Raw genomic sequence first — 14,435 nt, forward strand, 5'->3', positions numbered from 1 at the left:
AGGCTTTAATTTATTTTGAGTTTTTATGATAAGGAATGAACCTTTTGGTATATCTTAATCCTACATATCACTAGAAAAAATGAGTATAAATCAACTAAATAAAAGTGGATATATTAGGTCGGTCTTCATTTTATGCATCCATAAATATGTATCTAAATTACTTGAAATATCTTGGGGCCGTGAAAAACAAAGGTTGTTTTGTTTTTGTCTTCTTTGCATGCCTTCATCCATTAGAAAGCTATGCTGAGACCAATGTAGAAAAACCACAAACCCAGACAAAGTCGGATAAAGTGGTACGCGTTGCAGTGACAGGTTCACGTATTTCCAAAGCTCAAAAAGATGGTCCGACCAGTGTGACGGTGATTACTGCGGCCGATATTGAAAAACACGGCTATAGCAATGCTTTCGACGCATTAAATAACCTGACCCAAAATACCGGCTTTGTACAAGGGGCTGACTATGGTAATACCTTTACGCCAGCAGCCAATGCGATCAGTTTACGCGGGCTAGGGCCGAACCATACCTTAACCTTGATTAACGGGCATCGTGTTGCTGACTATCCTGTCCCCTATGACGGTGCGGTCAATTTTGTCAATTTAGCCAATATTCCCACGGCGATTATTGACCGGATTGAGATCTTAAATGGTGGTGCTTCCGCGATTTATGGATCGGATGCGATTGCGGGAGTCGTGAATATCATCCTGAAAAAGAAAACCGATGGCACACAATTCAATATCAAGGCAGGTGGGACCAAAGAAGGTGGGGAGAACCTACGCCTGCAACTGAGTGGCAGTAAAACACTGGATAAGCTCAATCTGGTGTACGGACTTGAGCTGAGTGGACGTGAACCGATCTGGGCAGCGGACCGGGACTTTATGACCAGCCGAACCCGTCGGGGAGAAAAGCCCGACACGATTGTTGGGCGTAAAAATGCTAACACTGGCCAGTATCTTTCTATTGGTGGGTGTGACGCATTTGATGGACTATTTAAAGGTTCAGTAAAAAATATTGGAAAAGCGGGAGCCGATAATTGTGCCAGTGGTTTGGCCCGACCGACCTATTGGACAGTACAGACCAAGAATCGCAGCCAGAATGGTTATCTCGGTCTGGATTATGAACTCAATGAGAAAACTCAGTTATTCGCAGATGTTTTGATTGGGGCCAATCAAATTGAAAACAATACCCGTGGACCGACATGGACATCCTTAGGTGCAAGTAGTGGCTATTTCCTCAATCAAGACACAGGAAATTATGAAATCTGGACGCGACGTTTTGCGCCAGAAGAACTCGGTGGCGTTGAGCAAGCCAATAAAAAATGGAAGGAACTCTCCTCCAATTTAAACTTTGGTATCCGTGGTGATATTGGGGACAGCAGTTGGAGCTATGAAGCAGCCTATAATGGCTCGATTTATACCAGTCAATTACGCAAACAAGGCCTGGTCCGTTCAAATGTTGATGAATATTTCTTAGGCCGGCAATTGGGGACAGATGCCGATGGCATTCCGATATATTCACCGCATTTAGATCGTATCAGTCGACCACTGAGCGCCAGTGAATTTAGAGCTATTTCAGGCACAACTGAGGAAAAGGATAAGTCATGGGCACAAAGTTTAACCCTGAGTGCCAATGGCGACGTGTTTGAATTACCTGCCGGAACTGCCAAGCTTGCGGCAGTGGCAGAAATTGGTCGTCAAGGTTTTTCTATTAAACCGGATAAAGCGCTGGAAAATGGTGAATTTTATAATGCGACCTCCAGTGGTGAATATGGTGGGGCACGTACCCGTCAAGCCTTGGGTGCAGAGTTGTTCTTACCTTTAGCCAAGCCATTAAATTTAACCTTATCTGGACGTTACGACCGCTATGCCTTGTCAGATAACAGTATTGATAAGTTCACCTTCGGTTCGGGACTAGAATTTAGGCCTCATCCAACCTTATTGGTTCGCGGTAACTATGCGACCAGTTTCCGCGCTCCAGATATGAATTATCTGTTTTTAAATAAACAGAAGGGATATTTTCCAAGTACCACCGATTATTTACGTTGCAGTCAAACAGGCCAGCCTATAGATAAATGTAGTTTTAAAGATTATTCGCCGGGTGCCAATTACACCTTAACAGGCAATAAAGATCTAAAACCTGAAGAGGGTAAATCTTATGGGGCAGGTTTCGTCTGGTCACCAAGTAATAAATTTGATCTCTCTGTCGACTACTGGGATATCAAAATTGATAATCTGGTGACCAATCTCAGCCCAGATAAAATTCTACGTCAAGAAGCTGCGTGTCGTTTAGGTACGCAAGATATCAATTCTGCGCCATGTATCGATGCATTAGCACGAGTTGAGCGCAACCCTGCAAATGCCGTGGTTGATCCAAATGTGATCAACAATATCAACATTGTTCCGATCAATGCGGCTTCAGATCATACCCGCGGGATTGATTTCACCAGTAAATGGCGCTGGAAAACAGAGCGTCTGGGTAACTTCCTGTGGACTGTGAATTATAGCCGTGTGCTTGAACGTGAATATCAACAGTCCAAAGATGGCGAGAAAGATAACTATTTAAAAGATTTGACCATTCCCGATTGGCGCGACCGCTTTAACACCAGTCTGGGCTGGAGTCGTGGTGATTGGTCATCAACGGTGCTCGTCAACCGTTATGGCAAGATTCCAAACGGTAATCAAACGGCTTATCTAAGCCCGACTTATTTAGTGAACTGGAGTGGAAGCTATCAAATTTCATCTCAAGCCTCTGCATCAATCATTGTGAATAACCTGTTTGACAAAGTGAAACACGATGACACAGGCGGCTGGCCATATTATCCAGTAGGATCTTATTCACCATTCGGCCGTCAGGCCTGGCTGGAGTTTAACTACAAATTCTAACAACGATGTACGGATGCAGCGAAGTGGTACAGCATTTGCTGCATCTTTTTATTTTAAAAACTACAGAGGACAGATCTCCTATGTTGGTCAAACCTTCATTTAAAAAACAATTGCTACTGACAACATTACTTTCTTTATCTGCCACACAGATTTTTGCATCAAACAGCAATGAACAGATTCCTATCGGCAAATTACCTGAATGGGCCATACCGGAATCTTATGATCTGGATTTTAAAATTGACCCTGCACAAAAAAGTTATACCGGTAAAACCACCATTCATTTAAAGCTGACCCAAGCCACCGATCATGTCTGGATTCATGGTAAATCCTTGTCGGTAAAAGACACCTATATCTTATCGGCAGCTGGGCAGAAAACCACGGCCCAATATGAGCAGGCGTCAGAAGTCGATGGAGTGAGTATAATTAAATTTGCCAAGGCTGTACCTGCAGGTCAGTACAGCTTGGTACTGGATTTTAATGCCGATTATGACCAGCAACTGGATGGTATTTATAAAATTGAATTTGAGGGTAAACCTTATGTCATGACTCAAATGGAAGCGATCAGTGCGCGTCAATCTTTTCCTTCATTTGATGAACCACGTTTTAAAACGCCCTTTAATATTCGTTTAACCATTCCAAGTAAATATTCGGGCTTCGCCAATACCAATCAGGTTGCTGAACAGACCGAAAAATCAGGTTGGAAAACCCTCAGTTTTGCTCCAACAAAACCCTTATCAACCTATTTACTGGCACTGGCAGTTGGACCATGGCAAGTACAACAAGGCCCTGATATTGGTGCAACAGCGTGGCGTAAAGAAGCGATCAAATTACGTGGACTGGCACCTGATGGCAAGGCTGAAAAAATGCAGCATGCCTTGTCTGAAACGCCAGCAATTTTAACAACATTAGAAAATTATTTTGCCTTTGCTTATCCGTTCGACAAGCTGGACTTACTTGCTGCACCTGACTTTGCTGCTGGGGCGATGGAAAATCCGGGGTTGATCACCTTCAGAGATTATCTGATGCTGCTGGATAAAGACTCTCCTGTGTCATTTGTACAAAGTTCATTTAATGTCAATGCACATGAGTTGGCGCATCAATGGTTCGGGGATGTGGTAACGATGCCGTGGTGGGATGACCTGTGGTTGAATGAATCTTTTGCGACGTGGATGCAAAGTAAAATCACTCAACAATTGCACCCTGAATTTAATGCAGATCTGGAACGTGTCGTTGATACTGCGGGTGCCATGAAAAGCGATAGTCTGGTCAGTGTACGCCGTATCCGCCAGCCGATTTTAAGCAATGCTGATATTCAAACCGCTTTTGACGGAATCACCTATCAAAAAGGCGCGGCGGTTTTAAATATGTTTGAAAGCTATCTCGGAGAAGAAAAATTTAAACAAGGGGTGCGCAATTATATTAAAAAGCATCAATATGGCAGCGCTACCGCCAACGATTTAATCAGCGCGTTAGCAGAGCAGTCGGGTCAAGGCGAGCGCTTTGCCAAGGCAATGAAAAGTTTTATTGATCAACCGGGCGTACCTTTGCTGAATACCTCTTTACAACAACAAGGGAACAAAGTCTTTTTAAATGTGCAGCAAACGCGTTATCTCCCTGTGGGTTCTAAAGGTGATGCCAACAGTCTTTGGGGCGTACCTTTATGTGTACGTTACGAGGTGCCGAATGGTGCAAGTAAAGTTCAGTGTGAGTTGATTGATCAGGCCCATGCCAAAATTGAGCTCAAAGGCGCAACCGTGAATAGCTGGTATATTCCAAATGCCGGCGCGGCAGGCTATTACCAGTTCAGTTTGCCGGAAAAAGAGTTGGCACGTTTAACTGCTGCGACAGGGAAATTATCCAACAGCGAACAATTGGCCTATGCCTATGCAGTTTCGGCCGCGTTTAATCATGGTGATATTAATTTATTGGCAGTGGTAGATGTCGCCAAGAAATTTGCTGCTTCAGACAGCCGGCAAATCAGTACTGCATTATTCCCGCAATTGAGTACGATTCATCGGCATGTGTTAAAAACCGCGACGGAACGTGAACATTTTAGAAAAGCACTCAACAATTTATATCTGCCCAAGTTGAAGCAATTGGGCTATAGCAGTAAATCCGGTGAGTCTGCCGAAGACAGTTTATGGCGGAGTGAGTTGGCGCAGTTCCTTGCACTGGATATTCAGGTACCAGAAGTACGCCAGCAACTGTTAAAGCAATCTGATGCTTTATTTGAACAGAAGCAACTGAATTTTGCTCAGCTGACGCCAGAGTTATTACCGACGATTCTGGCAGTCCGTTTGCAAGAAAAGGGCAAGCCTGCGTTTGATCGTTTAGCTGGGGAATTACAACGTGTCACCCAACCGACACAACGTCTGGCCATTCTGTCTGCTTTAGGTTCAGCCAACCAGACTGAAACACGTCCATTGGCACAGCAACTGGTTTTAGATCCGCGGGTGAAAGTCGGTGAAGTACGTACCGTGATTAACGCCATCAATAACTATAGCGGAGAACAAGGCGGTTTATGGGCATGGTTTGAGGACAATCATGAGGCAGTGTTTGATCGCTTGGGCAAGTCTTCTGCTGGACGTTTTCCGGCCTTGTTTAGTGGCGCGGCATGTACCCAACAGCAAGCAACACAGCTCAACACTTTCTTTGCGCCACGTACCAAAGAGCTGGTTGGAGTCGAGCGAGGTTTGAATCAGACCAAAGAGCGAATTCAGCTGTGTGAATTCTTAGTTGCAAAACAGGATGGTTCAATCGTGCAGCAATTAAAACTTTAAGTAGACCAGCCATAAAAAAGCCAACTATAAAAAGTTGGCTTTTTTATTTTCAGGATAATTTAGGCATCATCCGCAGCGTCAGGATTTCTGACCCCCAATAACTGACTGGTTGCTGTACCCGCCGTCATTGAACCGTTCACATTTAATGCGGTACGGCCCATATCAATCAATGGCTCGATTGAAATCAGCAAGGCCACCAAGGTAATCGGTAAACCCATCGCAGGCAGCACAATTAAAGCCGCGAAGGTTGCACCGCCACCCACACCAGCAACACCGATTGAACTCAGTGTGACCACAACCACCAGTTGGGCAATCCATAAGGGATCAAGCGGATTGATACCGACGGTAGGCGCAACCATGACGGCAAGCATTGCCGGATATAAACCTGCACAACCATTTTGACCAATCGTCGCGCCAAATGAAGCCGAAAAGCTGGCAATGCCTTCGGGTACACCCAATTGCTTGGTTTGCGCTTCAATATTCAGCGGAATGCTGGCAGCACTTGAACGGCTAATAAAGGCAAAGCTCAATACCGGAAAGACTTTCTTGAAAAAATCGACCGGATTGATGCGTACGAAGACCAGAATCAGTGCGTGAACCAGAAACATGATCGCAAGACCAAGATAAGAGGCCACCAGAAACTCGCCAAGTTTGACGATATCGGCAAGATTGGCAGTGGCAACCATTTTGGCCATCAATGCCAGCACACCATAAGGTGTGAATTGCATCACCAGACGCACAAGGCTAATCACCAAAGCTTGTAATGCTTCGATGCCATGTTTGATTCTTTCGCCATTGACCGTGTCTTTATCCATCAGCTTTAAAGCGGCAACACCTAAAAATGCAGCGAAAATCACCACACTGATAATGGCAGTAGGACGAATACCGGTTAAATCAGCAAATGGATTTTGAGGAAGTAGGGAAAGCAGAAGTTTTGGTACGTCGAGATCTGTGACTTGCCCAATATATTGACTTTGGATCGCAGCTAAACGTGCAGCTTCTTGAGTGCCTTGTACCAGACCTTCAGCGGTTAAACCAAACAGGTTGGTAATAGTGGCGCCTACGAGTGCGGCAATTGCCGTGGTGGCTAACAGGATACCAATCACCAGAACACTAATTTTTCCAAGCGACGTGGTCTGATGCAATTTCACTACGGCACTGACGATTGAAACGAAAATCAGTGGCATGATCACCATCTGTAACAGCTGGATATAACCATTACCTACCAGGTTGAACCACGCGACTGAGTGTTCAATGATCTGACCGTCACCATAAATGGTTTTGAGCGCCAGGCCGTAAATGATACCCACCACCATACCGATCAGAACTTTCTTGGAAAGACTCCAATCTTTTCGGTAGGAAAAGAACAATCCGGCCATAAGCAGGACAAAAATAATAATATTCAATAAAACCAAGGTATTCACTATAGGTTGTCCTGATTGATATTTCAGGGGGATGCTAAAAAATAATGGCATAGATTCTACCATCCAGCTGCCCTGAAACTTAATCATTCCTATGACTATAGTTAATCTAAAAAAGTAAAAAGGGAGCTGTTCAATCTGAAATCCTGTCGCAGCTTTACTTTTTATAATCTGTGAAAAGTGGATTAATTATTGAAAAAGAATGATTTGTGTTAATGGTATAGCTCATCATTTAATTTTAAAGCTTAAAAAACAGGCAGTTTGTATAAGTTGTATATTGTTTTTATATGTTCAAAATAAAAACAGCCTATTGGGAAGCAATAAGCTGTTTACAGGCCGAAATGGGAAATCAGGTTTTGGTTTTAAGCATACTGCTCTAGAAAGTTCTTAAAAATCTGATGTCCATGTTCGCTTAAAATTGATTCGGGATGAAACTGTACACCTTCCACAGGAAGGGTTTTATGTTTAACACCCATAATTTCTTCAATTGTGCCATCTGCCTGATTGGTCCAGCAAGTGAGCTCCAGACATTCTGGTAGCGTTTCCTGCTCAATGACCAAGGAGTGATAACGTGTTGCTGCGAATGGAGAAGGGAGGTTGCTAAAAATTCCCTTATCGGTATGGTACATGTCGGATAAGCGACCATGCATCACGGTTTTCGCGCGAATAATGTTGCCACCGAACGCCTGTCCAATGGCTTGATGACCTAAGCACACACCCAGTAAAGGAATTTTCCCTGCAAAGTGATTTATCGCTGGAATAGAAATTCCTGCTTCACTTGGCGAACATGGGCCCGGTCCAATCACTAAATATTTTGGCTGCCATCGTTCAATATCCTCTAATGAGACTTGGTCATTGCGAACTACTTTTACGTCCTGATTTAACTCGCCAAAATACTGAACGATGTTATAGGTAAAAGAGTCGTAATTGTCGATCATTAGAAGCATTTTGGGATTAACTCACTAATAAGTAAAAGGAATTTATTTCGAAGTTTAAATTGTACTCACAATTATACTCAATATTGAAAAAGTACCTTTATTTGATCAAATAAAAAGCCGCTTTCTCAGCAGCTAATATAACAAAAAATGAAGTAGCCAGTTTAACTATTTCATTCATTACAACTTTGCAGAAAAAAGCTTTAACGGATCCACATATGATTATTCACACAGATCACGCCAATCAAGGCAGAATCAGCTTTTCTTTAGACATAAAAAACCCCTCTGCCTCAGTCACGGAAGAAGATTAAATCTTACGGGTGTTATCAATCAGCCAGTCTAAAACCTCTCCAGACAGATGTTCGGCCAGTCTTTCCTGTACAGTTTGATGGTAGCGATTTAACCAGTCTTTCTCTTCCTGCGTAAGCATATCCACAACAATGCAATCTAAATGGATGGGGCAAAGGGTGAGTGTTTCAAACTCCAGAAATTCACCGTAGGTTTTTTCAAAACCTGCATGGAGCCGGTTTGCCACCAGATTCTCGATGCGAATGCCATATTTCCCTTCATGATAGAGGCCCGGTTCATTGGAGATAATCATGCCCTCACGCAATTTGCTATAGGCATGTATTGGCGCGTAATAAGAAAGCACTTGCGGTCCTTCATGAACGTTCAGCGCAAAACCTACGCCGTGTCCTGTGCCATGGCGATAATCCAGACCATGCTGCCATAAAGTCTGACGACAAATTGAATCAAGGAGCGGCGCAGCCAAACCTTCTGGGTAAATGCTTTTTGCCAAAGCAATATGACATTTTAAAACCAGGGTATAGTCACGTTTTTGTTGCGCTGTCGGTGTCCCAACGGGAACAACACGGGTGATATCCGTGGTGCCATCGACGTACTGCCCGCCAGAGTCAATCAGTAATAGACCATCATCTTCGATGAATGAGTAGTGTTCTGGCGTTGCACGGTAGTGAGGCAATGCACCATTGGCATTAAAGCCTGCAATCGTGGCAAAACTTGGACCTATAAAACCGTCTTGTTGAGCTCGGAAGGCGGTAATTTTCTCATCAATAGTCAGTTCTGAAATGTTCTCCTGATGATCAAGTGCTTTTGCTAACCAGTGGAAGAAATGGCAAAGGGCAACCCCATCTTTAAGCATGGCATGGCGGATATGCGCAATTTCGCTTTCATGCTTACGCGATTTAAAAAGTGTACTTGGGTTGATGTCGTAGACAACCTGAATATCCTTTGCGATCGCCTGTTCATGGTGAATCGATACTTTGGCTGGATCTAACAGGACAGATGCATCAGAAATATTGGCTAAAAACCGAGCTGTATCCTGATAGTTCCGAATCTCAATACCATCAGCTTTGAATGCCTCTTGTGTGCTTAGATCTACCTTATTGCGATCAACAAATACAACAGCCTGTTGAGCACTGATATATAAGTGTGAAAGGAATACGGGGTTGTACTCTACATCTTGACCACGTGCATTTAAGACCCAGGCAATATCATCTAAAGATGAAATGAAATGTCCTTCAATCGCCTTAGTATCTAAAGTTTCCCGTATTGCCTGAATTTTTTCGTTACGGGATAGAGCATTTAAGCCTTCAGGCATCAAATGGATTTTTTCTGAGGGCAGTTCTGGACGATTAGACCAGATTAAGCCAATTAAATCTTGCTGTGTTTCAAGTTTAAAGTCGCGTTGTTTTGCCGTATTTTGCAATGCCTTAAACTGCTGAATTGAAAGCGTTTGTCCATTCACTGAAATGACCGAACCAGGCTGTAGATTTTTCTTCATCCAGGCAAGATGTGTCGAAGATTCTTCACTGGTCAGTTTTTGTAATTGGAAGCCGGTTCCAGCGAGTTGTTGTTCGGCTTGTACCCAATAACGCCCATCAGCCCAGAGTCCTGCAAAGTTTTGGGTCACAACCAACGTGCCAACCGAGCCATTAAAACCGCTTAACCACTGCCTTGCTTTCCAGTGGTCAGCTAAATATTCTGACATATGCGGATCTGCACTCATGACAACCAAAGCATCAACATGTTGATTGTTCATGAGTTCACGAAGTTGAACTAGTTTTTCTGGAACAGTTAAGTCGTTCATATGGTTTCCAAATCAGGTTGAACTTTGCTGGTACTTTTGCCCATTAATTTGTTCATTGGTTTCTTTAATAAAAATAACACGATTGCCCCAATAACCAAGGCCAATACGCAGCGCATAAACAGGGTGGGTAAATTTTCGATAGCATCTGCGGCGATTTGACCACCAATCAAGCCTGCCATGAGGTTACCTAAAGCCGAACCCGTGAACCATAGACCCATAATTTGTCCACGAATAACATTTGGTGCAAGTTTGGTCATGGTCGATAACCCAATCGGGCTGAGGCAGAGTTCTCCTAAAGTCAGCAGAAATAAAGCTCCAACTAACCAGAAGGGAGAAACCAGACCATCGCTAATGGCAAAATGACTCGCCAACGACATCAGTAAAAATCCGCCTGCTGCCAGTAAAAGTGCAATAATAAATTTTGAAATATAACTTGGGTCTTTGTTCGCTTTGCCTAGTCTTGCCCACAGCCAGGCTGCAATTGGCGCAAAAATAATAATAAAAATCGCGTTAATAGATTGAAACCATACCGTTGGAATCTCAAAACCTAAAACATTACGGTTGGTATGATCTTGTGCAAATAAATTGAAGGAGGTGGGATTCTGCTCAAAGGCTGACCAGAACAGGGCAGAAGTAATCAACAGCACAAAACAAATAATAACTTTGAACTTTTCATTTTGATCTAAATTAAGGAAAAGCAATAAATAAGCAAAATAGGCAATAATTCCAATCCCAATTCCTACGGTTAAATAGGCGGCGACAGCGACAGGGTTGATGTGAATGATGCCCAAGAACGTTAGTGCAATAACGACTGCAACTGTGAATAAAAAGCCAAATACAATTTTAGATGCATTTTTATTTTCTACCACCGGTTTGCTACAGCTATTGTTTTCTTGACGTAGCGCGTTAAACGTTTCGAGCTGGGGAATTGCCCTAAAACGGAAAATTAATAAGGCAATCAGCATCCCGAGGCCACCAATACCAAAGCCTAAATGCCAGCCATGATCTCTGACCAATAGTCCTGTAATCAGCGGGGCTATAAATGAGCCCATATTAATGCCCATATAGAAAATGGAAAAGCCTGCATCACGTCTTGCATCCTGAGCTTTATATAAAGTTCCAACAATCACCGAAATACATGTTTTAAATAGGCCGGAACCTAAAACAATCAGTACTAAACCTAAATAAAAGAAAGACTGATCAAATACAGGGGTAAGGGCAATGGAAAGATGACCCAAGGCAATAATAATAGAACCATACCAGACAGCGCGCGCTTGACCTAACCAGTTATCTGCAATCCAGCCACCAAAAACGGTCATTAAATACATCGAACCTGCAAACAATCCGACAATCGCGGCAGCAGTGGGTCGATCGAGGCCCAGACCACCTTGATTGACCATAGCAATCATATAAAGGATCAGTAAAGGCCGGATGCCATAATAGGAAAATCTTTCCCAAAGCTCTGTGAAAAAAAGCGTTTGTAACGGTTTGGGATGGCCAAAAAAAGCCTTATCCGCTCGTTCAAAGTCATATTTCATTAATCAAATCCTTGAATGATTTTAAGTTTTTATAAACATAACTTTGGGTTTGTTTATTAATAATAAAAATTTATGTATACGATTTTTAGTTTTTTTAATCGTAAAAGCAAGTTTGGCCTGTATAAAAAAAGTGAATGAAAAAGAACATGAATAGTAAAATTTGTTGAGTATCCAAGAGGGGCCGATCTAAGTCTAATAGCTCTGATCGGCTGGCCAGACAGTATTTAAATCGGGCATCTATTTAGAAAAATTCATAAAAATTAAATATATAGATGGGCTTTTTAAATGAAGCATAATGCCTACTGATAAATAGGTTTGGAAACAGATTACAGTTGTGCAAATCAACCCCGAAAATTTATTGAGTAAGTCATTATCAAAGATATGATTACTTTCAGGTCATCCGATAAGAATCTCAGCATTCTATATAAGAAAGTATTATGATCATGAACAGCTGTTTGAAATTGATGCAGTGCGTTATATCAGTGCAACAATTTTGCACCAATTTGGGGCGGTAATGAACTATTTAAATATGCCATAATTTGAAAATGTGTGAATATGGTGCATTTACATAAGCAAACAGTATAATGCGTTCAAGTCAAGGAACCTAAATCATGATTACTTATAAGTAATTCAATATTTTAGGTAGGATTTAAAATTGTTGGTATGATAATTGCTAATTATACATCAACACCTAACACGCACTTAACAAGTGCATAAAAATTTCATTGGAGCAAATGAGCATGGCGAACAAGGTCCTTCAACTCATCAAAGAAAGTGGCGCAAAATGGGTCGATTTTCGCTTTACTGATACTAAGGGTAAAGAGCAGCACGTAACTTACCCAGCTGATACCATTGATGAAGATACTTTTGAAGACGGTAAAATGTTTGATGGTTCTTCAATTGCTGGCTGGAAAGGCATTGAAGCTTCGGACATGATCTTACGTCCAGATGCTGAAACTGGTTTTATTGACCCGTTCTTTGCTGAACCGACTGTTGTTGTGACTTGTGACGTTATCGAGCCATCAACTGGTCAAGGTTACGAGCGTGACCCACGTTCAATTGCTCGTCGCGCTGAAGAATACTTAAAATCTACAGGTATCGGTGATACTGCATTCTTTGGCCCAGAACCAGAATTCTTCGTTTTTGACGAAGTGAAATGGGACATCGACATGTCTGGCGCGCGCCACACATTGATCGCTGAAGAAGCGGCTTGGTCGACTGGTAAAGATTATGAAGCAGGTAACTCTGGTCACCGTCCACGTGTGAAAGGTGGTTACTTCCCAGTTCCTCCTGTTGATTCTTCACAAGACATGCGTGCTGACATGTGTGCAAAAATCGAAGACATCATGGGCCCAGGTCGTGTAGAAGTACATCACCACGAAGTTGCATCTTGCCAGTTAGAAATTGGTGTAAGCTTCAACACTTTAGTTCGTAAAGCGGACGAAGTACAACAGTTCAAATATGCAGTTTGGAACGTTGCACACCAATATGCAAAAACAGCAACCTTTATGCCTAAACCAATGGTAGGTGATAACGGTTCTGGTATGCACGTGCATATGTCAATCTCTAAAGATGGCAAGAACCTGTTTGCTGGTGATGAATATGCTGGTTTATCAGAAATGGCATTATTCTTCATTGGTGGTGTAATCAAGCACGCTCGTGCATTGAATGCAATTACCAACCCTTCTACAAACTCGTATAAGCGTTTGGTTCCACATTTCGAAGCACCAATCATGCTTGCTTACTCAGCACGTAACCGTTCTGCTTCGATCCGTATTCCTTACGTTTCTAGCCCGAAAGGCAAGCGTATTGAAGCACGTTTCCCAGATCCAATGATGAACCCGTACTTAGGTTTCGCGGCATTGTTAATGGCTGGTCTTGACGGTATCCAAAACAAGATCCACCCAGGTGAAGCTGCTGATAAGAACTTATATGACCTTCCTCCTGAAGAAGAAGCAAAAATCCCAACCGTTGCTCACAGCTTGGATATGGCACTTGAAGCACTTCAAAATGACCATGAGTTCCTGTTGAAAGGTGGCGTGTTCACTAAAGAAATGCTTGATGCATATATCGAACTTAAAACTGAAGAAGTTCGTCGTCTTAACACGACAACTCACCCAGTTGAATTTGATATGTACTACAGCCTGTAATACATCCCTGATTCAGAAAAGCTCGCTTCGGCGAGCTTTTTTATGTTTTTGGTTCGATTGAAAGTCGTACTCTTTTTCGTAAGAAATTAATGTAAACTAATCGCGATGTTTTTAGTGAGCCAAGCATGCGAAATTTACGACCAAACAGAATAAAAGGAAAAGAGCTTCCTGCAGTATTAAAAAAATGGTTGTATGCATCGGGATCACTGACCCAACAATTGACCGATTTAGGGCAAGGTCAATTTCATGTTGAACGGATTAAAGAGCATTATCAGCGAATGACTTTGAATGATAGTCAGTGGATGAAAATGCCGCTCCAGCATGTGGCATGGGTGCGAGAAACCCATCTTTATGGCAGCGAAGAGCAGGCCTGGGTAAAAGCCAAAAGTATTTTCCCCATCTTAAGCCTGCAAAAAAAGGCCAGATTATTTCAGCATATTGGTAACAAACCGATTGGCTGGTTCCTGTTTCACAGAACCAGTCCAGCTTGTGAAAGACGCGTTATCTATCTTGACGAGGGGTGGACACGTCAGAGTTGTTATACTTGGCATGGTTGTAAATTTATCGTGCAGGAAACCTTTTTACCCGCATTTGAACAGTTTATTCAACAGCATTGACGCTA

7 protein-coding genes and 1 pseudogene are annotated in these 14,435 nt (G+C 42.7%); 4 read left to right on the forward strand and 4 right to left on the reverse strand.

What is annotated here, in order from left to right:
- The first annotated feature begins 146 nt into the window (after positions 1 to 146).
- Together IEV39_RS01090 and IEV39_RS01095 are read left to right on the forward strand one after the other, a co-directional pair.
- Positions 147 to 2,879: a TonB-dependent receptor plug domain-containing protein gene (locus IEV39_RS01090; RefSeq protein ID WP_005287950.1), complete on the forward strand. Its 2,733-nt coding sequence runs from the start codon at positions 147 to 149 to the stop codon at positions 2,877 to 2,879.
- Between the two features lie 13 nt (positions 2,880 to 2,892).
- A pseudogene (locus tag IEV39_RS01095) lies at positions 2,893 to 5,659 on the forward strand (M1 family metallopeptidase).
- A gap of 59 nt (positions 5,660 to 5,718) precedes the next feature.
- On the opposite strand, the gene IEV39_RS01100 reads toward IEV39_RS01095, so the two are convergent.
- The 4 genes from IEV39_RS01100 to IEV39_RS01115 form a co-directional block, all read right to left on the reverse strand.
- On the reverse strand, positions 5,719 to 7,083 hold the full coding sequence (locus IEV39_RS01100; RefSeq protein ID WP_005287944.1) for an L-cystine transporter: 1,365 nt from the start codon (positions 7,081 to 7,083) through the stop codon (positions 5,719 to 5,721).
- Positions 7,084 to 7,442: 359 nt separating this feature from the next.
- A complete protein-coding gene (locus IEV39_RS01105; protein WP_005287941.1) occupies positions 7,443 to 8,027 on the reverse strand; it encodes an anthranilate synthase component II in 585 nt (194 codons plus the stop codon).
- A gap of 295 nt (positions 8,028 to 8,322) precedes the next feature.
- Positions 8,323 to 10,125: an aminopeptidase P family protein gene (locus IEV39_RS01110; RefSeq protein WP_005287938.1), complete on the reverse strand. Its 1,803-nt coding sequence runs from the start codon at positions 10,123 to 10,125 to the stop codon at positions 8,323 to 8,325.
- The gene (locus IEV39_RS01115) at positions 10,122 to 11,663 is read right to left on the reverse strand and encodes a peptide MFS transporter (protein WP_005287935.1); all 1,542 of its coding nucleotides are present in this window, start codon (positions 11,661 to 11,663) and stop codon (positions 10,122 to 10,124) included. The genes IEV39_RS01110 and IEV39_RS01115 overlap by 4 nt, the downstream gene beginning before the upstream one ends.
- A gap of 734 nt (positions 11,664 to 12,397) precedes the next feature.
- Here IEV39_RS01115 and glnA point away from each other — a divergent pair.
- Both glnA and IEV39_RS01125 read left to right on the forward strand, forming a co-directional pair.
- Entirely contained in the window at positions 12,398 to 13,813 is a 1,416-nt protein-coding gene (glnA, locus tag IEV39_RS01120) for a type I glutamate--ammonia ligase (RefSeq protein ID WP_171062179.1), read from the forward strand.
- A gap of 125 nt (positions 13,814 to 13,938) precedes the next feature.
- Positions 13,939 to 14,430, forward strand: coding sequence for a chorismate--pyruvate lyase family protein (locus tag IEV39_RS01125; RefSeq protein ID WP_005287932.1), 492 nt, complete (start codon positions 13,939 to 13,941; stop codon positions 14,428 to 14,430).
- Positions 14,431 to 14,435: the final 5 nt, after the last annotated feature.

This window comes from Acinetobacter courvalinii, assembly GCF_014635545.1.
In the GTDB taxonomy this organism is placed as follows: Bacteria; Pseudomonadota; Gammaproteobacteria; order Pseudomonadales; family Moraxellaceae; genus Acinetobacter; species Acinetobacter courvalinii.

What these genes read in the sequence shown, in the direction of transcription:
- IEV39_RS01115 (WP_005287935.1), bottom strand. Translation starts at nt 11,663, where the DNA reads ATGAAATATGACTTTGAACGAGCGGATAAGGCTTTTTTTGGCCATCCC.
- glnA (WP_171062179.1), top strand. Translation starts at nt 12,398, where the DNA reads ATGAGCATGGCGAACAAGGTCCTTCAACTCATCAAAGAAAGTGGCGCA.
- IEV39_RS01110 (WP_005287938.1), bottom strand. Translation starts at nt 10,125, where the DNA reads ATGAACGACTTAACTGTTCCAGAAAAACTAGTTCAACTTCGTGAACTC.
- IEV39_RS01125 (WP_005287932.1), top strand. Translation starts at nt 13,939, where the DNA reads ATGCGAAATTTACGACCAAACAGAATAAAAGGAAAAGAGCTTCCTGCA.
- IEV39_RS01090 (WP_005287950.1), top strand. Translation starts at nt 147, where the DNA reads ATGTATCTAAATTACTTGAAATATCTTGGGGCCGTGAAAAACAAAGGT.
- IEV39_RS01105 (WP_005287941.1), bottom strand. Translation starts at nt 8,027, where the DNA reads ATGCTTCTAATGATCGACAATTACGACTCTTTTACCTATAACATCGTT.